The 19,211-nt window shown below is 69.1% G+C and carries 13 protein-coding genes; 5 read left to right on the top strand and 8 right to left on the bottom strand.

Annotated elements, in window-relative coordinates; genetic code table 11:
• Window positions 1-25: 25 nt before the first annotated feature.
• From zwf to FD678_RS06390, 5 genes are all read left to right on the top strand, one after another.
• Window positions 26-1,456, top strand: a complete 1,431-nt coding sequence (gene zwf, locus FD678_RS06410; protein ID WP_140720549.1) for a glucose-6-phosphate dehydrogenase — start codon at window positions 26-28, stop codon at window positions 1,454-1,456.
• Window positions 1,453-2,454 carry a glucokinase gene (gene glk / locus FD678_RS06405; RefSeq protein WP_140720547.1) on the top strand — a complete coding sequence of 334 codons (1,002 nt, stop codon included), beginning with the start codon at window positions 1,453-1,455 and terminating at the stop codon, window positions 2,452-2,454. The genes zwf and glk overlap by 4 nt, the downstream gene beginning before the upstream one ends.
• Window positions 2,451-3,170 carry a 6-phosphogluconolactonase gene (pgl, locus tag FD678_RS06400; RefSeq protein ID WP_140720545.1) on the top strand — a complete coding sequence of 240 codons (720 nt, stop codon included), beginning with the start codon at window positions 2,451-2,453 and terminating at the stop codon, window positions 3,168-3,170. The genes glk and pgl overlap by 4 nt, the downstream gene beginning before the upstream one ends.
• A 128-nt stretch (window positions 3,171-3,298) precedes the next feature.
• Entirely contained in the window at window positions 3,299-5,212 is a 1,914-nt protein-coding gene (gene edd, locus FD678_RS06395; protein ID WP_218569605.1) for a phosphogluconate dehydratase, read from the top strand.
• A gap of 106 nt (window positions 5,213-5,318) precedes the next feature.
• A complete protein-coding gene (locus tag FD678_RS06390) occupies window positions 5,319-5,981 on the top strand; it encodes a bifunctional 4-hydroxy-2-oxoglutarate aldolase/2-dehydro-3-deoxy-phosphogluconate aldolase (RefSeq protein ID WP_140720541.1) in 663 nt (220 codons plus the stop codon).
• 200 nt (window positions 5,982-6,181) lie between these two features.
• Here FD678_RS06390 and FD678_RS06385 read toward each other — a convergent pair whose 3' ends face one another.
• The 8 genes from FD678_RS06385 to FD678_RS06350 all read right to left on the bottom strand — a co-directional run bounded on the left by FD678_RS06385 (window position 6,182) and on the right by FD678_RS06350 (window position 19,191).
• Window positions 6,182-7,057, bottom strand: a complete 876-nt coding sequence (locus tag FD678_RS06385) for an endonuclease/exonuclease/phosphatase family protein (protein ID WP_177497604.1) — start codon at window positions 7,055-7,057, stop codon at window positions 6,182-6,184.
• On the bottom strand, window positions 7,054-10,227 hold the full coding sequence (locus tag FD678_RS06380) for a discoidin domain-containing protein (protein ID WP_218569550.1): 3,174 nt from the start codon (window positions 10,225-10,227) through the stop codon (window positions 7,054-7,056). The genes FD678_RS06385 and FD678_RS06380 overlap by 4 nt, the downstream gene beginning before the upstream one ends.
• 64 nt (window positions 10,228-10,291) lie before the next feature.
• Window positions 10,292-11,128, bottom strand: a complete 837-nt coding sequence (locus FD678_RS06375; RefSeq protein ID WP_140720539.1) for a carbohydrate ABC transporter permease — start codon at window positions 11,126-11,128, stop codon at window positions 10,292-10,294.
• A 46-nt stretch (window positions 11,129-11,174) separates the two neighbouring features.
• Complete coding sequence (locus FD678_RS06370) at window positions 11,175-12,056, bottom strand: carbohydrate ABC transporter permease (RefSeq protein WP_140720537.1); 882 nt, start codon at window positions 12,054-12,056, stop codon at window positions 11,175-11,177.
• The gene (locus tag FD678_RS06365; protein WP_140720535.1) at window positions 12,053-13,345 is read right to left on the bottom strand and encodes a sugar ABC transporter substrate-binding protein; all 1,293 of its coding nucleotides are present in this window, start codon (window positions 13,343-13,345) and stop codon (window positions 12,053-12,055) included. The genes FD678_RS06370 and FD678_RS06365 overlap by 4 nt, the downstream gene beginning before the upstream one ends.
• Window positions 13,346-13,348: 3 nt before the next feature.
• Entirely contained in the window at window positions 13,349-14,968 is a 1,620-nt protein-coding gene (locus FD678_RS06360; protein ID WP_140720533.1) for a glucoamylase family protein, read from the bottom strand.
• Between the two features lie 96 nt (window positions 14,969-15,064).
• Entirely contained in the window at window positions 15,065-18,052 is a 2,988-nt protein-coding gene (locus FD678_RS06355) for a TonB-dependent receptor (protein ID WP_140720531.1), read from the bottom strand.
• 128 nt (window positions 18,053-18,180) lie between these two features.
• Entirely contained in the window at window positions 18,181-19,191 is a 1,011-nt protein-coding gene (locus FD678_RS06350) for a LacI family DNA-binding transcriptional regulator (RefSeq protein ID WP_140720529.1), read from the bottom strand.
• Window positions 19,192-19,211: the final 20 nt, after the last annotated feature.

Below are 19,211 nucleotides of genomic sequence, written 5' to 3'. Positions count from 1 at the left end.
GTCACAGGAATCTGAAACTCGATCCATGCACACCACACTCCTCCTGTTCGGTGCCACCGGCGACCTGGCACAGCGCTACCTCTTCCCCTCCCTGCTGCGCCTGTCGATCGATGGCTTGCTGCCGGAGGATTTCCGGGTCCGTGCACTGGCGCTTTCGCCCCACGACACGCCCAAGTTCCACGACATCCTGCGGCCGCGCCTGGAACAGGCCCTGCCCCACGCCAGTGCGGCCCAGATCGAGGCGTTGCTGCAGCGGATCGACTACCGCTCGGTGGACCTGCGCGATGCGAGCTCGGTCGCCAATGCCGTGCGCGAACTGACCGACCGCCCCTGCGTGAGCTACCTGGCGATCCCGCCGGGCCTGTACATCAGCACCTGCCAGGGCCTGGCCGAGGGCGGCGCGCTGGCGCCGCCGCACCGCCTGATGCTGGAAAAGCCGATCGGCCACGATTCGGCCAGCGCCCAGGAGATCCTGCAGTCGATCGGCGCGCTGATCGACGAGGACCGCGTGTTCCGGCTCGACCATTACCTGGGCAAGGCCGCGGTGCAGAACCTGATCGCGCTGCGCTTCGGCAACACGCTGCTCGAGGCGGTGTGGAACCGCAACTACATCGAGTCGGTGCAGATCCTGGTCGCCGAGAGCGAGGGCGTGGACGGGCGCGACGCCTACTACGCCCGCTCCGGCGCGCTGCGCGACATGGTCCAGAGCCACATCCTGCAGCTGCTGTGCCTGGTGGCGATGGAACCGCCGGCCTCGCTGGAGGCCGACCGCATCCGCGACGAGAAGGTCAAGGTGTTGCGCGCGTTGCGGCCGCTGACCGCCGAGCACGCCGCGCGCGACAGCGTGCGCGGCCGCTACACCGCCGGCACCATCAACGGCCAGCCCGCGCAGGCCTACCAGCCGCCGGAAGGCAGCGACGTGGAGACCTTCGTCGGCGTCACCGCGCGCATCGACAACTGGCGCTGGGAAGGCGTGCCGTTCCACCTGTGCACCGGCAAGCGCATGCCCGAGCGCACCACCCGCGTGGTGGTCACGCTCAAGCCGGTCACGCATTGGCTGTTCGAGCGTCCGCATCGCAAGCAGGCCGTGCCCAACCGGCTCACCTTCCAGTTGCAGCCGCAGGAGAACATCGAGCTGGGCCTGATGAGCAGCCTGGCCGGCCCGGAATGGGGCGCGCTGGAACTGCAGCCGCTGGAGCTGGAGCTGTCGGTGCCGACCGGCCTGCATCGCCGGATCGCCTACGAACGCCTGTTCCTGGATGCGTTCAACGGCAACCACGCGCTGTTCGTGCGCGACGACGAGGTCAGGGCCGCCTGGGCCTGGATCGACAGCGTCAGCGAGGCCTGGAAGAAGGCCGGGCTGCCGCTGGAGTCCTACCCGGCCGGCACCTGGGGCCCGGAACGCGCGCGCGCGTTCCTGCCGCCCGGCATCGACGACCACGGAGCGGACGCATGAACCTGGCGCTGTCCAAGCCCGTGCTGGTCGCCGACATCGGCGGCACCAATGCGCGCTTCGCGCTGGCCGACATCGACGCCTCGGTCCCGCTGCTCGCCGACACCGTGCGCGAGTACCCGGTGGTCGAGTTCCCCTCGCTCGGCGACGCCGCCAGCCACTACCTCGAACAGACCGGCGTGCCCACCGCGCGCGGCGTGTTCGCGGTGGCCGGCCGCGTCGACGGCGACGAGGCCCGCATCACCAACCACCCCTGGGTGATCTCGCGCAGCCGCACCGCCGGCATGCTCGGCTTCGACAGCCTGCACCTGATCAACGACTTCGCCGCGCAGGCGATGGCGATCAGCCTGCTCAGGCCCGAGGACGTGGTGCAGGTCGGCGGCGCCGGCTGGGAACCTGCGCCGGTGACGCAACCGCGCAACTACGCGGTGATCGGTCCCGGCACCGGGCTCGGCGTGGGCGGCCTGGTCATCCGCGGCGGCCGCTGCTATCCGCTGGAAACCGAAGGCGGCCATGCCAGCTTCCCGCCGGGCACGCCGGAGGAAATCCGGATCCTGGAGATCCTGTCGCAGCAATTCGGCCGCGTTTCCAACGAGCGCCTGATCTGCGGCGCGGGGCTGGTGAACATCTACCGTTCGCTGAGCGAGATCGCCGGCGTCGACCCGGGGCCGCTGCAACCGAAGGACATCACCGCGCGCGCGGCCGCCGGCGATCCGCGCGCGACGCGCACGGTCGACCTGTTCTGCGCGATCTTCGGCGCCATCGCCGGCGACCTGGTGCTGGTCCAGGGCGCCTGGGACGGCGTGTTCCTCACCGGCGGGCTGGTGCCGCGGCTGCTGGACTCGATCCTGCATTCCGGCTTCCGGCAGCGCTTCGAGAACAAGGGCCGTTTCTCGTCGATCATGTCGCGCGTCCCGTCGCTGGCGGTGATGCACCCGCAGGCCGGCCTGCTGGGCGCGGCCGCGTACGCCGTGGATGCCGAACGCGAGGTGATCCGATGAAGCTGCAGAACCACGAGCGCATCGCGCTGGTGCGCCACGAGGAGCCCCAGGACTGGATCGAGGGCGTCGCCAGCGAACTGGCCGGCATCCTCGCCCACGAGATCGAGAAGAACGGCCACGCCCGCATGCTGCTGTCCGGCGGCACCACGCCGGCGCCGGTGTACGAATCGCTGGCGACGCGCGCGCTGGACTGGAGCAAGGTCGAGGCCGGGCTGGTCGACGAGCGCTGGCTGTCGCCGCAGGATCCGGACAGCAATGCCTGGCTGGTCGGGCACAGCCTGCTCGACCATGCCGAGGGCATGGGCTTCGTGCCGCTGGTCCGTCCCGGCAAGCCGATCGAGGAATGCGTGCATTCGGCCAACCTGCACGCCCGGCACGCGCCCGCGCCGTGCGTGGCGGTGCTGGGCATGGGCGGCGACGGCCATACCGCCTCGCTGTTTCCCGGCGCGTCCGACCTGCCGAAGGCGCTCGCCAATCCGGCGCCCTACGCTTCGCTGGACGCCACCGGCTGCCCCGGCTCCAACAGCTGGCCGCTGCGGATCACGTTGACGCCGGCCGGGCTGGCCATGGCCGGCACGCGCCTGCTGCTGTTGCGCGGCAAGCAGAAGCTGGAGGTGCTGGAAGCGGCACTGGCCGGCGACGATCCGCTGGAATACCCGATCCGCGCCGCCATCGACCTGCCCGGGCCGCGGCTGCGCGTGCACTGGTGCCCTTAAGGAGCCCGCACATCCATGTGCGGGGACTTGAAGATGCGAGTCCCTCGCAAGAGCCTGCACATCCATGTGCGGGGACCTAACGAAAAGCGGGTCCTTCCCGCTCCACTCATAGCCGGTAGCCAATGAGCCTGCATCCCAACATCCAAGCCGTCACCGAACGCATCCGCGAGCGCAGCGCGCCGTCGCGCGCGGCCTACCTCGCCGGCATCGATGCCGCCCTGCGCGACGGCCCGTTCCGCGCCCGCCTGAGCTGCGGCAACCTGGCCCACGGCTTCGCCGCGTGCGGCCCGACCGACAAGGGCCGGCTGCGCGCCGACGCGACGCCGAACCTCGGCATCGTCACCGCCTACAACGACATGCTTTCGGCGCACCAGCCGTTCGAGCAGTATCCCGAGCTGATCCGCGAGACCGCGCGCGCGCTCGGCGCCACCGCCCAGGTCGCCGGCGGCGTGCCGGCGATGTGCGACGGCGTCACCCAGGGCCGCGCCGGCATGGAGATGTCGCTGTTCTCGCGCGACGTGATCGCCCAGGCCGCCGCGATCGGCCTGAGCCACGACATGTTCGACAGCACCGTCTACCTGGGCGTGTGCGACAAGATCGTGCCGGGCCTGCTGATCGGCGCCCTCGCCTTCGGCCACCTGCCGGCGGTGTTCCTGCCGGCCGGGCCGATGACCCCGGGCATCCCCAACAAGAAGAAGGCCGAAGTGCGCGAGCGCTACGCGGCCGGCGAGGCCACGCGCGAGGAGCTGCTCGAAGCCGAGGCCGCCTCGTACCACGCGCCGGGCACCTGCACCTTCTACGGCACCGCCAACTCCAACCAGGTCCTGCTGGAAGCGATGGGCGTGCAATTGCCGGGCGCTTCGTTCGTCAATCCCGGCACGCCGTTGCGCGACGCGCTGACCCGCGCGGCGACCGAGCGCGCCCTGGCGATCACCGCGCTGGGCCAGGATTTCCGCCCGTTCGGCCGGCTCATCGACGAGCGCGCCATCGTCAACGCGATCGTCGCGCTGATGGCCACCGGCGGCTCCACCAACCACACCATCCACTGGATCGCGGTGGCGCGCGCGGCCGGCATCGTCCTGACCTGGGACGACATGGACCTGATCTCGCGGACCGTGCCGCTGCTGGCGCGCGTCTACCCCAACGGCGAGGCCGACGTGAACCGCTTCCACGCCGCCGGCGGCACCGCCTTCGTGTTCCGGGAGCTGATGGACGCCGGGCTGATGCATGACGACCTGCCGACCGTGGTCGAGGGCGGCATGCGCGCCTACGCGCAGGAACCGCGGCTGCACGAGGGCGGCAAGGTCGGTTACGTGCCGGGCGCGCAGGCCAGCGCCGACGAGGCGGTGGTGCGCCCGGTCGCCCATGCGTTCGAGGCGCAGGGCGGCCTGCGCCTGCTGCGCGGCAACCTGGGCCGTTCGTTGATCAAGCTGTCGGCCGTGAAGCCCGAGTACCGCCGCATCGAGGCGCCCGCGGTGGTGGTCGATGCGCCGCAGATGCTCAACAAGCTGCATGCCGCCGGCCTGCTGCCGCAGGATTTCGTCGCGGTGGTGCGCTACCAGGGGCCGCGCGCCAACGGCATGCCGGAACTGCATTCGCTGGCGCCGCTGCTGGGCATGCTGCAGAACCAGGGCCGGCGCGTGGCGCTGGTCACCGACGGCCGCCTGTCCGGTGCTTCCGGCAAGTTCCCGGCGGCGATCCACGTCACGCCGGAAGCCTCGCGCGGCGGTCCGATCGGCCGGATCCGCGAGGGCGACATCGTCGTGCTCGACGGCGAGGCCGGCACCCTGGAAGTGAAGGTATCGCCGGAGGAATGGGCCGCGCGCGAGATCGCGCCGAACACCGCGCCGGCCGGCAACGACCTGGGCCGCAACCTGTTCGCGATCAACCGGCGCGTGGTCGGCCCGGCCGACCAGGGCGCGATCTCGATCTCCTGCGGACCGATGAACGCCGACGGCAGCCTGTGGGAATACGACGCCGAATACGACCTGGGCCATACGCCGGTCGCGGCGGAAGCCCCGCACGAAGCCAAGGACGCTTGAAATGCCGGGATCGGGGATTCGGGATCGGGGATTGGCAGAGCCAGGACACCGCCCCGAATCCCCGATCCCGAATCCCCAATTCCTGCTTTACGACACCGAGAACGCCATGAGCATCGCCCAGCACCAACAGAAAGCCGAACAACTGCTCCGCGCCGCCGGGATCCTGCCGGTGGTGACCGTCCACACGCTGGACCAGGCCCGCCGCGTGTCGGCCGCGCTGCTGGAAGGCGGCTTGCCGGCGATCGAGCTGACCCTGCGCACGCCGGTCGCGATGGAAGCGCTGGCGGTGCTGAAGAAGGAACTGCCGGACGTGGTGGTCGGCGCCGGTACCGTGCTCTCGGCCGAACAGATGCAGCAGTCGATCGATGCAGGCGCCGACTTCCTGGTGACCCCGGGCACGCCGCCGGCGCTGGCCGATGCGCTGGCGCAGGCGCCGCTGCCGGTGGTCCCGGGCGCGGCCACGCCGACCGAGTTCCTGGCCCTGATGGCGCGCGGTTTCCGCGTGTGCAAGCTGTTCCCGGCCAGCGCCGTCGGGGGCCTGGCCATGCTCAAGGGCCTGGCCGGACCGCTCGCCGATCTCAAGCTGTGCCCGACCGGCGGCATCAGCGAGGCCAACGCGGCCGAGTTCCTGTCGCAGCCGAACGTGCTGTGCATCGGCGGCTCGTGGATGGTGCCCAACGACTGGGTCGCCGGCGGCGAGTGGGACAAGATCCGCGACACCTCGGCCAAGGCCGCGGCGATCGTGCGGCAGGTGCGTGCCGCGGGGTGAGCTATTCCCTTCTCCCCCGAGGGGAGAAGGTGCGCCGAAGGGGCGGATGAGGGCACGGGGCCGGGGGCTTCGCCTTCATACCCTCACCCCAATCCCCGCTTCGCGCCCCGGCCCACGCCAGCGGCGTGGGCGCTCAAAGGCACGCGCACCCGTGGTGCGCAAGCCGTGCCTCCTCGCCCCGCCGGGAGAAGGGCTTCAGGTCAAGGCTTCGTCGACGATGCATCCACCATCGACCGCGCCGGCAATGGCGCGAACTGCAGCCGTGTCCATACGCCGTAATGATCCGACGCCCAGCGCCCATGGGCGTCCGGCAGATCGAACAGGATCCTCGCCTCGCGCGCCAGCAGGCGCTGCTGCTGGAAGAACACGTGGTCGATCCGCGCCGGCCTGTCGTAGACCTCCATGTTCAGCGTGCTCACCCGGGCGTCGCGGTGCACGCTGCCATAGCTGTCGCCGTAGCCCTTGCGCAGCGCTTCCAGGTCGATCGCATCGGCGGCGCTGTTGAAGTCGCCCGCGATCACCACCGGCGCCCCGCCGGCGGTGTCGGCGACGAACCGCAGCAGGTCGGCGACCTGCAGGGTACGGGTCGCGCGTCCGCGCCCGTCGGCGCGCTCGTTGAGATGGGTGACGTAGACGCTGACCGGTTGCCCGTCCACGTCGATGCGCACCTGCGCGGCGACGCGATAGTCGTCCAGCGGCTGCAGCAGGCGCTGGTGCCGGGCCAGGACCGGCCGGCGGGTGAGCAGCGCGTTGCCGTAGCGCTTGGGCGCGCCGGCCGGGTCCACCGAGGCGAACTCGTAGTCGTAGCCCAGCCGCTGCGCCAGCCAGGCCGCCTGGTTGGCGACGCTGCCCTCGCGCTCGATCACTTCCTGCAAGGCGATCACGTCCGGACGCAGCGCGGCGAGTTCGCCGGCGATGTACTCGCGCCGCGCCGGCCAGTCGCCCCGGTCGTGGTGCAGGTTAAGCGTCACCAGCGACATGCCCGCCACCTCGTCCCGGGCGGCGGCGGCCAGCGGTGCCAACGCCAGCAGCACCGCCGCCATCGCGCGCGTCGCGCGCCGCGCCGGACCCGTCATTGAGCCTTGCGCTCGGCCCGGCGCACCGACGCCGGCACCTCGACCTCCACCTGCGCCGGCAATTGCCGGATGCGCAGCTCGTTGCCCTGCCATTGCGCCTGCTCGCCATTGATCGTGGCCTCGCCCGGCTCGCCCGCGTACGGCCACGGGAACGCCACGCCGCCGGCCGGCAGCACCAGCCCGGTCTGCACCTGCAGCAGCAGCCGCTTGTCGCTGCGCTTGATCGAGTAGCCCAGTCGCCCCTGCGGCGTGCGCAGGTCGGAGATCGCCACGCCCTGCCCCTCGAACCAGCGCGGCGGCAGGCCGGCGGCGATGACCAGGCTGTCGTCGCTCTCGCGTTCGTAGGCGAACATGTCCAGCACCGAGCGCACGAAGTCCGAAGCCACCCAGGCGTGCGGCAGGTCGCCGAGGAAGAACGGCGCGCGCGGCGTGCGCGAGACCACTTCCGCCCACTGGTTCCACGCCTGCGGGGTGCGGTCCTTGAAGAAGAACGACAGCGCGTCCCAGGCGCGGTCGCGCCATCCCAGCCGCACGAACGCCGACACGTTGCGCCATTCGTACGGGGTGTAGTCCTTCCATTCGCGCTTGCCGTCGCGGCGCGCGACGAACTCGTTCCAGTAGCGCTCGAAGGTGCCGTCCAGCAGCTCCGGCGGCAACCGCCCCTGCTCGCCGCCCGGCGCCAGCGCGATGGTGGTCGAGGTGGGATCGAAATCGCCCAGTTCGGCCGAGCCCGGCAGGTAGTCGATCTGGTGCTGGCGCACCGCCGCCTTGAGCGAGGCGTCCAGGTCCTGCTGGAACTGGTCGCGCGAGGCCGCGAACCGGGCCGCGTCCTCGGGACGCTCCAGGGCCTCGGCGATCGCCACCGCGTCCTTGTAGCCGCGCAGCGCCCAGAAATTGTCCCAGTACGAGTGCACCGGCTTGGCCGAATAGCCCTCGTGGCTGATCGACACCGGCATCATCCCGTAGAAGGCCGGGTCGACCATGAAGTTGGATTCCGTGCGCTCGCTCAGGCGCAGCTGCTCCATGTAGCCGTACGCCCCGGTGACGTGCGGCCACATGCGTTCCAGGAACGGCTTGTCGCCCGTGTAGCGGTAGTACTCGGCGATGTTGAAGATCAGCTCGCCGTGGCTGTCGTTCTCCGGCACCGGGTCGCTGCCGCGGTCGTCCACGCAGCAGGGCACCATGCCGTTCTCGAACTGGTACGGCGCGAACCAGTCCACGTACTCGCGCACCACGTCCTCGCGGCCGAGCCGCAGCAGCCCCTCGGAGATCATCGCGCCGTCGCGGATCCAACTGCGCGAGTACGAACGCGTGCCCGGCTGCAGGCGCGGGCCGATCCGCGAGATCAGCATGTGCGCCAGTGCGGTGCGCAGGGTGTCCACCACCGGCTGGCCTTCCGCCGGCACCTCGATGCGCACGCGGTCGAGCTTGTCGCGCCAGGATTGCGCCACCTGCTGCTGCGCCTTCTCGGCGTCGAAACCGGCCGGCATCTGCGCCGGGCCGGTCTGCGGAATGACCAGCGCGATCTCGCGCGCCTGGCCCGGTTGCAGCGTCCAGCGGTACAGCATCGCGCCGGAGGCCAGGCCGGTGGCGTCCTTGACCTGCGCCGTCGCCGGCACCTGCTTGTCGAGCAGGTGCGCCACGTCCATGCCGCTGTCGAAGGCGGTCGCGAAAGCGGCATCCGGCGCCTGCGCGGCGAACACGCGCGGCTTGCCGTTGATGCTGGCGATCGGTCCGTTGAACGCCAGCTGCTGGATCGGGCTGACGCCGCCCTGGGTATTGAGGAACTGCGACGGCGGATTGACCTGGAACGGCCGGATCGCCAGCGCCAGGGTGACGTCGTGCGGCACCTTGTCCGGGTTGCTCAGACGGTAGCGCGCCACCAGTTGCGCGTTGTCCGGCGTGCCCTGCACGAACGAGGTGACCCGCAGGTCGGCCTGCTCGTGGTGCCAGTCCACGCTCGGGATCGGCAGGTAGCCGCCCTGCAGGCTCTGCCGGCTGCCGACGTCGGACCATGCCAGGCGCTTGCCTCCGACCAGCAGGAAAGGCTCGATGCTGAAGCCGGCCTTGGCCACCTCGACCGCGCCGTCCTCGCCGATCAAGCCCTGCTCGGTGCCGCCGTCCAGGCCGAGGATGGTCCAGTACGGCTGCTCGCCGGAGAAGCCCCGCGGGAAACTGCCGCGCGGCAGTTGCGCCGCCAGCGACTTGACGAAGTCGTTCGGCGTGGCCGCGAACGCCAGCGGCTGCACCTTGATCTCCTTGATGCCGTAGCGGAAGTTCGGGCCGTCCTTCAGGTCGAAGCGCAGGTAGCGCGCCTGGCTCTCGGGCAGCGCCAGCCAGCTGGTGTCGCCGCCGCCGGCGACCACGTCGCGCAACAGCTTCCACTCGCGCCCGTCCACCGAGGAGCGCACCTCGTAGACCGAGGCCTGCAGGCCCGGCACCCAGTTGACGATGGCGCCGCCGAACTCGCGCACCTTGCCGAGGTCCAGCGTCACGGTCTGCTGCTTGACGTTGCCGCTGAGCCAGAACGTGTCCGGCTTGCCGTCGGCCATGCGCTGCTCCAGCGCCGGTGCGGTGTCGGCGATGACATGGGCGGCATACGGCGATTCGTCGGGCGGCGGCAGCTCGGCCATCGCCAGGCGGTCGAAGCATACGGTGCCCTTGCCGCCGACCTTGTTGTAGATCGTGAACTCGACCGCCGCGCTGCTGCGCAGCTCCTTGTCCGGGCTTGGGCCCCAGGCCTTCTCGACGTGCCGCTTGAGATAGGCCACCTTGGTCCAGTTCCTGGGGAACGCGAATCCCGGCCGGTTGACCCACCACACGTTGTCGCCGCTGGCGTCGATCAGCTTGAACTGCAGGTCGTTGGCGGGCGAGTCGCCGCGGATGTTGAACGAGAGCTCGTAGTTCTGCGGGTACTGGACCGGCAGCTCGCGGCGGATGCCGACGTAGCCGGACACGCCGTTGAAGTTGTAGTCCAGGCACAGCGCCTTGCCGCCGCCGGGGGAAGCCACCGGGCGCAGCGAGCCGCTGACCTGGTTGGAGACCACCAGCTTCCAGGCGGATATGTCGTCGAATCCATCCAGCACGCGGGCCTCCGTCGCGGACGCTTGCGAAACCGTGCAGGCCATCACCAGGCCGGCGACCGGCCATTTCCAGGATCGCAATCTCATCGCCACCGTCTCATCGCGTTTCGCTCCAGGTCCATGCCATCCCTGCCCCCCAACCGCGCCATTCTCACCCCTTCACGCTCCCCAGCAGCAGGCCCTGGATGTAATAGCGCTGCAGCGCCAGGAACAGCAACAGTACCGGAATCACCGTCACCACCGCCCCGGCCATCATCAGTTCCACGTCCATGATGTGCTCGCGCGACAGCGCCGCCAGCGCCACCGGCAAGGTGTAGTGCTCCTGGTCGGTCAGCACGATCAGCGGCCACATGAAGTCGTTCCAGGCGGCCATGAAGGTGAAGATGGTCAAGGTCACCAGGACCGGCTTGAGCATCGGCAGCACGATCTGGAAGAAGATCCGCAGCTCGCTCGCGCCGTCGATGCGCGCCGCCTCCAGCAGTTCGTCAGGGATGCCGCGCGCGTACTGGCGGACCAGGAAGATGCCGAACACCGTCGCCAGCGCCGGCACGACCACCCCGCCGAAGCTGTTGACCAGGTGCAACTGCTTCATCAGCAGGAACAGCGGCAGCATCGCCACCTGCGCGGGGATCACCAGCGCCGCCAGCAGGATCTGGAAGATCCGCTCGCGCCCGGCGAAGCGCAGTTTGGCGAAGGCGTAGCCGGCCATGGTGTTGACCAGCAGCGAGCCGAGCGTGATCGACAGCGACACCAGCAGGCTGTTGGCGAAGTTGCGCGCCATGCCGGTGCGCGCCAGCAGCTCGCGGTAGCTGTCCAGCGTGGCGTGCGAAGGCAGCAGCGGCGGCGGGAAATGGCTGGCCTCGCCGCGCGGCATGAACGACACCGACACCATCCAGAGCAACGGCGCCAGGCTGACCAGCGCGATCAGCGCCAGCCCCCCGTTCACGAGCACGCCGTTCCAGCGCGATTGGCCCACTTCCCGGCTCATGAAAAAGGACCCGCGCACATGGACGTGCGCCGCTTTTGCGAGGGACTCACAGGAACTCCTTTTTGCGGCCGAGCCGCAGCATCACCGTCGTCACCGCCAGGATGATGAGGAACAGCAGGAACGCGACCGCCGACGCGCGGCCGAGGTTCCACCACTTGAAGCCTTCCTCGAACATGAAGTACAGCACGCTGACCGTGCTCTGCAGCGGGTCGCCGCGGGTCATCACGTACGGTTCGGCGAACAGCTGGAAATAGCCGGAGACGGTGATCACGCTGACCACCAGCAGCACCGGGCCCAGCTGCGGCAGGGTGATGTGCAGGAATTGCTGCCGCTTGTTGGCGCCGTCGATGCGCGCGGCCTCGTACAGGTCGTGCGGGATCGCCTGCAGGCCGGCCAGGAAGATCACCATGTTGTAGCCGAAGTTCTTCCACACCGCGAACAGCATGATGGTCGGCATCGCCCAGGCCGGGTCGCCGAGCCAATCGACCGGCGGGATGCCCAGGTGGCCGAGCGCCCAGTTCACCAGGCCGTAGCTGGTGTGGAACAGGTAGCGCCAGATCACCGCCACCGCCACCAGCGTGGTCACCACCGGCGCGAACAGCGCGGTGCGGAACAGCGCCCTGAAGCGGGCCGCCGGCGCGTTGAGCAGCAGTGCCGCGCCCAGCGACACCGCGATCGACAGCGGCACGCCGACGACCACGAAGTACGTGGTGTTCCACAACGACTTCCAGAACATGGGCGTCTGCAGCAGGTCGATGTAGTTGCCCAGCCCGATGAAGCGCAGGTGGCTGGCGTCGGCGAGCGCGTAGAGGTCGAAGTCGGTGACGCTCAGCGCCAGCGCCGACAGCACCGGCAGGCCGAAGAACACGCCGATCACGATCAGGGCCGGGCCGGCGAAGACCCAGCCGGCCAGCGAGCTGCGCCTCATGGCCGTGCCTCCCCGGTGGCCGGCGACGGATGTTCCTGCGCATAGATCCAGCGCCGCTTGGCCAGGATCTCGTCCACGCGCCTGTCCAGTTCTTCCACGGCCTTGTCCTGCGGCTCGCCGCCGCGCACCACCCGCTCGGTCACCAGCCGCATCTCCTGCACGATCCGCTCCCATTCCAGCACCTTGGGCGTCGGCTTGGCCCGTTCCAGCTGCTCGCGGAACGCCTTGGCCAGTTCGTCGCTGGCCAGCGAGGGCGCGTCCCAGGTGCTGCGGCGCGGCGGCAGGTCGCCGATCAGCGCGTGGAAGCGCGCCTGCACCTGCGGCCGCGACAGGAACTCGATCAGCTTCCAGGCCGCCTGCTTGTGCTCGGAGGAACGGAAGATCACCAGGCTGGCGCCGCCGGCGATGCCCGCGCCCGGCCCGTTGGGGCCCGGCAGCGGCATCGTGCCCCACTGCCCCTTCAACGCCGGCGGCTCGCGCAGGCCGAACTCGCGGATGTTCCACGGGCCCGACAGATAGAAGGCGTAGAAGCCGTCGAAGAATTCGTCCCAGACGTTGGAGATCTGGGTCTCCGACATCTTCGGCGCCCAGCCCTGCTCGAAGATGTTGGCGTAGAACGCCAGCGCCTTGCGGAAGCCGGGGCCGCGGAAGTTGCCGTAGTTGTCGTGGTCGCGCAGCAGCGGATCGTCGAACTGCAGGCCGAGCGAGAGCTGCTGCTCGAACTCGTTGAGCGGCAGCAGGATCGCGTAGCGGTCGGGACCGACGTGCTTCTTCACCGCGGCCATCGCGTCGTTCCACTCGGCCCAGGTCACCGGCAGCCTGGTCACCCCGGCCTCGCGCAGCATGTCCTTGCGATAGAACAGCAGGCGCGTGTCCACGTACCAGGGCACGCCGACCACCTGCCCGTCGATGAGGTTGGTATCCCAGATGCCCGGGAAGTAGTCCTTCGGGTCGACCACCGTGGACCGGTCGATGTACGGCTGCAGGGGTTCGAGCGTGTCCAGCAGCGCGAACTCGGGGATCCAGGTATTGCCGAGCTGGCACACGTCCGGCAGGCCGTCCGCGGCGAAGGCGGTGAGCAGCTTCTCGTGCGCGGCCGTCATCGGGATCGCCTGCACATCCACGTGGATGCCCGGGTTCTCCTTCTCGAAGTCGTCGATCAGGCCGCTGACGACCTCGGCCTCGCGGCCCATCGCCCAGAAGCGGATGGTCTCGCCCTGCGGCGGCCCGCTGCAGGCGGTGGCGGCGAGCAGCAGCGCGGCGGCGATCAGGTTACGGATGCTGGCCACGCGTCACTCGGGCTTCTGCTGGCGCTGGGCCGGGTTCTCCTGTGCCTCGGCCGCGGCCGCGCGCGACTCGGCGATGCCCAGCGCGCGTGCCTTGGCCGCTTCCTCGTCCTTCTGCGGCGCCGGCTGCGACTCGCCTTCCGGCGTCAGCCAGCCGCCGGTGAAGCCGGCGCGTTCCAGGCCGCGGCGGATGTACTTGTTCTTCTTCATCACCGTCCAGACGAACTCGTCGCGGTAATTGGCGATGCCGGCCAGGATCGGCCCCTGGTCGATCGCGATGTAGTCGCTGGCCACCCAGCCGCGGTCCGGGATCAGCCGCCCGGTCTTGAGCGGGATGTCGTAGTTGAAGCTGGGGTTGAAGGCGTCCAGGAAGCCGTAGCTGGAATACAGGAAGTCGCCGTAGCGCTTGTGCATCTCCACCGTGGCCGGGATCACCACCTCCGGCGCGAACGGCAGCGAGGAGATCGCCGCGGTCGGCGCTATCGTGCCGTCGTCGAAGTTCTCGCGCAGGCCGGCGCCGCGCGAGGAGTAGTGGCGGAACTGGCGCTGCTCCCCGCGGTATTCCTGGCTGGTGTTCTGCGGACCGTCGCTGGCGGTCAGGCCCCAGACGTTCTCGCCGTAGCCCTTCCACTTCATCGGGTTCTCGATGGCGTAGTCGCGCTGCGCCAGCGTGGCCCGGCGGCTGTTGAGGTAGTAGTCGATGCCGCGCTCGCGCATGTACTGGTCCTGGATGTCGCGGAAGTCGATCCAGACATGGCTGTACTGGTGGCCGAACAGCGGGCCGAACGACAGGTACTCCTGTCCCTGGTAGACGCCCCAGTCGTTGTTGTACGTGCGGGTCCACACTTCCCACGCTTCCGGGGCGACCGCGTGGGTGGGCGAGCCCAGCGCCAGCACGTACAGCATCATCGCCTCGTTGTAGCCCATCCAGTCGTGGTTGATGAAGCCGCTTTCCGGGAACCAGCCCATCGACACCAGCGGCGCGCGCTTCTGCATCCAGGCCCAGTCCACGCGCTTGTACAGCGCGTCGGCGATCTCGCGGATCTCCTTCTCGCGCGGATCGTCGCCGTCGTAGTACGACTGCGCGAACAGCACGCCCATCATCAGCAGCGCGGTGTCCACGCTGCTCAGTTCGACCCAGCTGTTGTAGCGCTGGCCCTGCTGCATGTCGAGGAAGTGGTAGTAGAACCCCTTGTAGCCGGCCCGTCCCGCCCGCTGCGGCCCCATCGGCGCGTCGCGGAAGAACTTCAGCGTGGTCAGCGTGCGGTCGATCGCCTGGTTGCGGCTGATCCAGCCGTTCTCGATGCCGATCGGATAGGCGGTCAGGGCGAAGCCCACCGACGCGATGCTGGCGAACGGGCGCGACGGGTAGCGGTCCGGCGTCAGGCCGTTCTCCTGGTTGGTGGTGTCCCAGAAGAACTGGAAGGTACGCCGTTCTATGTCGCTGAACAGCGGCGGCAACTCGGGCTTGAGCGGGCGCGGCGGCACGTTGGCCTCGATCAGGATGACGGGGGGCCTGGCAGGTTGCGGCTTGGCCGGCTGCGATTCTTCGCGTTGGCACGCCGCCAGTCCCAGGCATGCCACCAAAGGTACCGCCAGCCACTTCGAGAATAGTCCCCTGTTCATCAAACCCCGCTCATGTAATCGATTTCAAAAACCTTCGAGAAGATACATCCTCGGCCGCGGTCGCGTCCTCCCGGGAGCGCAACCGCGGCCGCGGCACTACCAATCCAGTCCGAACGAAAGCTTGGCGGTCCGGGTCACGTACTGGTCGAAGCCGGTGGCCGTGCCGTTGTCCCAATCGACGCTGTAGGAGTCGAAGTTCTTCCAGTTGAAGACGTTCAGCACGTCCAGCCGCGCCCGCAGCTTGATGTTCGAGCCGGTGTCCCACACCTTCTGAGCCGCCAGGTCGAGCTGCTTGAAGCCCAGCGTCGTGTCCGGATGGAACTGGCGGATGCGGCACTGGCCGTCCACGCCGACCGGGCAATAGTCGGTGTAGTAGTACTCCGGCGTGGACAGGGTCAGCTTGCCGGAGAACGTGGTGTCCCACGGCCCGTCGGCGACGCCGCTCACCACCAGGCGGTGGCGCGCCACGCCGCTCGAGGTGAACCAGCCGTAGTCCGAGAGCGTCGGGTAGTCCAGCGCGTAGTGCTCGCCGAACTGGCGGTTCTCCTTGGCGTTGCTGTAGGTGTAGGCGATGTTGAGGCTCCAGGGCGACTCGTTCGTGTACGGCTTCTCCAGGCTGAGCAGCAGCGAGTTGTTGCGCGTCTCCAGCCCGTTGGTGCCCAGGATCAGCGAGCCGTATCCCGGCACGCCGTTGTTCCACGGCGGCCCGGAGATGGTGCCCGGCTCGAAGAAGCTGCCGTCCGGCAGGCGGTTGCCCAGCAGGAACACGAAGCCGTCCTTGGACACGATGCGCTGCAGCGTCACCGAACTGTTCCAGTCGTAGCCGAACATCCGGAACGTGTCGCGGATGCCGATGCTGAACTGGTCCGAATACGGCACCTTGAGGTTGTTGGACAGCAGGTCGACCTCGCGCCCGACGGCCGAGTTGCCCGCCACCAGCGCATCGAGGGTGGACTGCTGCAGCAGCGACTCGTCCCAGGCCAGGCAGGTGCCGCTGCCCACGGTGCACGGGTGCCCGGCCGTGTCGATGCTGAAGCCGTAGCTGCCGTAGGTGGCCTTGGTCTGCTCCAGCGCCAGGTAGTCGAACAGGTCGCGGTCGTAGGCGCGTCCCGCGCCGCCGAACAGCACGTGCTTCTCGTCGCCCGACAGGTCGTAGGAGAAGCCGAGGCGCGGCTGCCAGGCATCCTTGAACGCATGCCGGCTGCTGCCGTCGCTGATGTAGTTGGAAATATCGATCCCGCCCAGCGCCAGCGTCTGCGCGTAGGTCTGTCCGGCCGGGGCGTTCGGGTCCTGGCCGTAGATCGCCGCGACCACGTCCGGATCGGTCACGTGGTCGAGATAGCTCGGCGTCTTCTCGTAGTCCCAGCGCACGCCCAGGTTGAGCGTCAGCCGGTCGGTCACTTCCCAGTCGTCCTGGAAGTAGATGCCGAACTGCTTGTTCTTGGAACTCAGCTGGCCCTGGCTGGTACCGGTGATGCCGGAGGAAAAGCTGACGTAGTACGGGACCGACGTGCTGTCGCCGATGTCGTAGTAGAACTGCGGGTTGTAGGGCTGCTGCTCGAGCGTCTTCAGGTCCACCTGCTTGTACTTCACGCCCATCTTCAGCGTGTGCCCTTCCCAGCCGGTGAAGGTCAGGTCGTCCTGGAACGAATGGCCCTGCTGGCCCTTGCGCTGGTAGCCGCCCGAGCCGGCGCCGGTCGCCAGGATCACGTTGCCGGTGTTGCCCTCGCCGTCGGTCAGCACGTAGCCGGCGCCGAAATTCTTCGGCTCCATCGACCAGAAGGCCTTCTCGTAGGTCAGGTGGGCGTCGTTGAGCCAGTCGCCGGCGGTCAACTGCCAGCGCAGGTCGATGCGCGTCTCGTCCACCTTGTTGTCGGTCGCGTACGACTCGGTGTTCTGGTCGCCGACATTGCTGAGGTCGGTCTCCTCGCGGCGCTTGGCGGTGAGCTCCAGCAGGTTGTTCTCGCCGATCGACCAGTCGATCTTGCCGAAGTACAGGTCCTCGTGGAACGGCACCGAGCTGTTGCGGACCGAGGACTGCAGGAACGCCGGCAGGTCGGACACGCTGTAGCCCTGGCCGGGAACGACGTCCTTGGGCGCGATGTAGTCCTTGCCCTCGTAGGTCACGAAGAAGTGCGCCACGTCCTTGACGATCGGGCCGCCGAACGCGAAGCCGTATTGCTCGTCCTTGGAGCGGTCCTTGCCGCCCTGCTCCTTCTCGGTCTCCCGGGTCGCCCGCATGTCGGTGTTGGCGTAGTCCCAGAAGAAGCTGCCCTTGAATTCGTTGGTGCCCGACTTGGTCACCGCCGACACCGCCGCGCTGCTCAGCTGGTCGTACTCGGCCTTGTAGTTGGAGGTGATGACCTTGTACTCGCCGATCGCCAGCTGCGGGAACGGGTTGCCGCGGCTGGAATCCTGCCCGGTGATGCCGCCGGCCAGCACGTAGTTCTTCTGGCCCACGCCGTCGATGAACACGTTGATGTTGTTCGCGCTCTGCGCGCCGGACTGCAGCCGGGTGGATCCGTCGCTCGGGCTGGTCTCGAAGCGCATGCCCGGCACGGTGTCGGCGAACGCCAGGAAGTTGCGCGAGGTCTGCGGCAGCGCCTCGATCTGGCGCGTGGTGACGTAGGTGGCCACCTCGGAGGTCTTGGTCTCCACCGCCAACGGCGCGGTGACCTGCACCGTATCGAGCGTGGTGGCCGCTCCGCCGCCGGCATTGGCGGCCACGCCGCCCACGCCCAGGTTCAACGTCGCGGTCTGGCCGACCTGCACGGTGATGGTCTGGCTGTTGCTGCCGCCCGCGGACTGCACTTCGACGCGGTAGGTGCCCGGCGGCAGGCCCGCCACCGCATAGCCGCCACCGGCGCCGACCTGGACGGTGCGGCTGAGCCCGGTGGCCACGTTGGTGGCGGTCACCCTGGCGTCCGTGGCGGGGGCCGAATCGGCCGTGACCTGGCCGCGGATGGTCGCCGCGGTGCTCTGCGCGAAAGCCGGCGCGGCCGCCAGCGCCAGGCAACTGGCCAATGCGCAGGCAAGCAGCCTGCGTGATGGTCGTCCTGCTTCGGTATTTCGTTGATCTGCCATTTCTGACCCTCCCGGGGTTCGATTCCTGGTTACGGCGTGGATACGGTTCCCCAACTACCGGCAAAGGCGGCAAGGCCGCCTGAAAAAAGCGCCTGCGACGCGGAAACCCGGCGCCGGCGCGGCAAACGTCACCTCGATGCGCAGGATTCCCTCACGATCAGCGCGGGAACGAGGGTTTGGCGCTGTCTGTCGACCGCGCCTGGATGATCGATCAGGGCGAGCAGGCGGGTCATCGCCTGCCCGCCCAGTTCCGCGATGCTGACCTGCATCGTGGTCAAGGGCGGATGAACGAAGCGGGCCAGCGGGATGTCGTCGAAACCGGCCAGGGCGACGTCGGCCGGCACGCGCACGCCGGCATGGGTCAGCGCGTACAGGCACCCCAGCGCCATCATGTCGTTGGCGGCGAAGACCGCGTCGGGCAGCGGACCGCTCGCGAGCAAGGCCTGCCCGGCGCGGTAGCCGGACGCCTCGTCGAAATCGCCCGGCAGCTCGATGCCCGATGCTTCGCCATCGTGCGCGGCGATCGCGTCGCGGAAGCCGCGCAGGCGCTCGCGCGCGTCGAAGTTGGATTCCGGGCCGGCGATGAAGGCGATGCGCCGGTGGCCGGCCGCGAGCAGGTGCTCGGTCATCGCCACGGCGCCGGCATGGTCGTCGATGCTCAGCACCGGGTACTGCTCGTCCGGCAGGCGGGTATTGATCAGCACGGTCGGCAGCGCCGGCGGCAGGTTGGCGGTCAGGAAGCCCGGGTTCTCCGCGTAGGGCGAGAGCACCAGCAAGCCGTCCACGCGCCCGCGCATGGCGCGCAGCGCCTGGCCTTGCTCGTCCTGGTTGCCGTGGTAGCTGGAGACCAGCAGGTGCTGGCGGCGCGCCCGCGCCACCCCGTCGATGCCGCGGACCAGCTCGGAGAAGAACTCGCCGTACAGGTCGGGCAGCACCACGCCGATGGTCTGGGTGTGCCGGCTGCTGAGGCTGCGGGCGGCCGCGTGCGGGCTGTAGCGCAGTCGCTCGGCCACCGCCAGGACGTGCTGGCGCACCGGCTCGGCCACGTTGGTATGCCCGTTCAAGGCCCGCGACACGGTGGCGACCGAGACCTTGGCCTCGCGTGCCACGTCTTTGATGGTGATCGTAGCTCTGGTCAACGTACCGCCCTCCGCGGCCG

Source organism: Pseudomonas sp. Hp2 (assembly GCF_006386585.1).
Lineage (GTDB): Bacteria > Pseudomonadota > Gammaproteobacteria > Xanthomonadales > Xanthomonadaceae > Pseudomonas_S > Pseudomonas_S boreopolis.
Note: the sequence above shows the minus strand (reverse complement) of the source record. Positions and strands in the feature narration are given on the sequence as shown.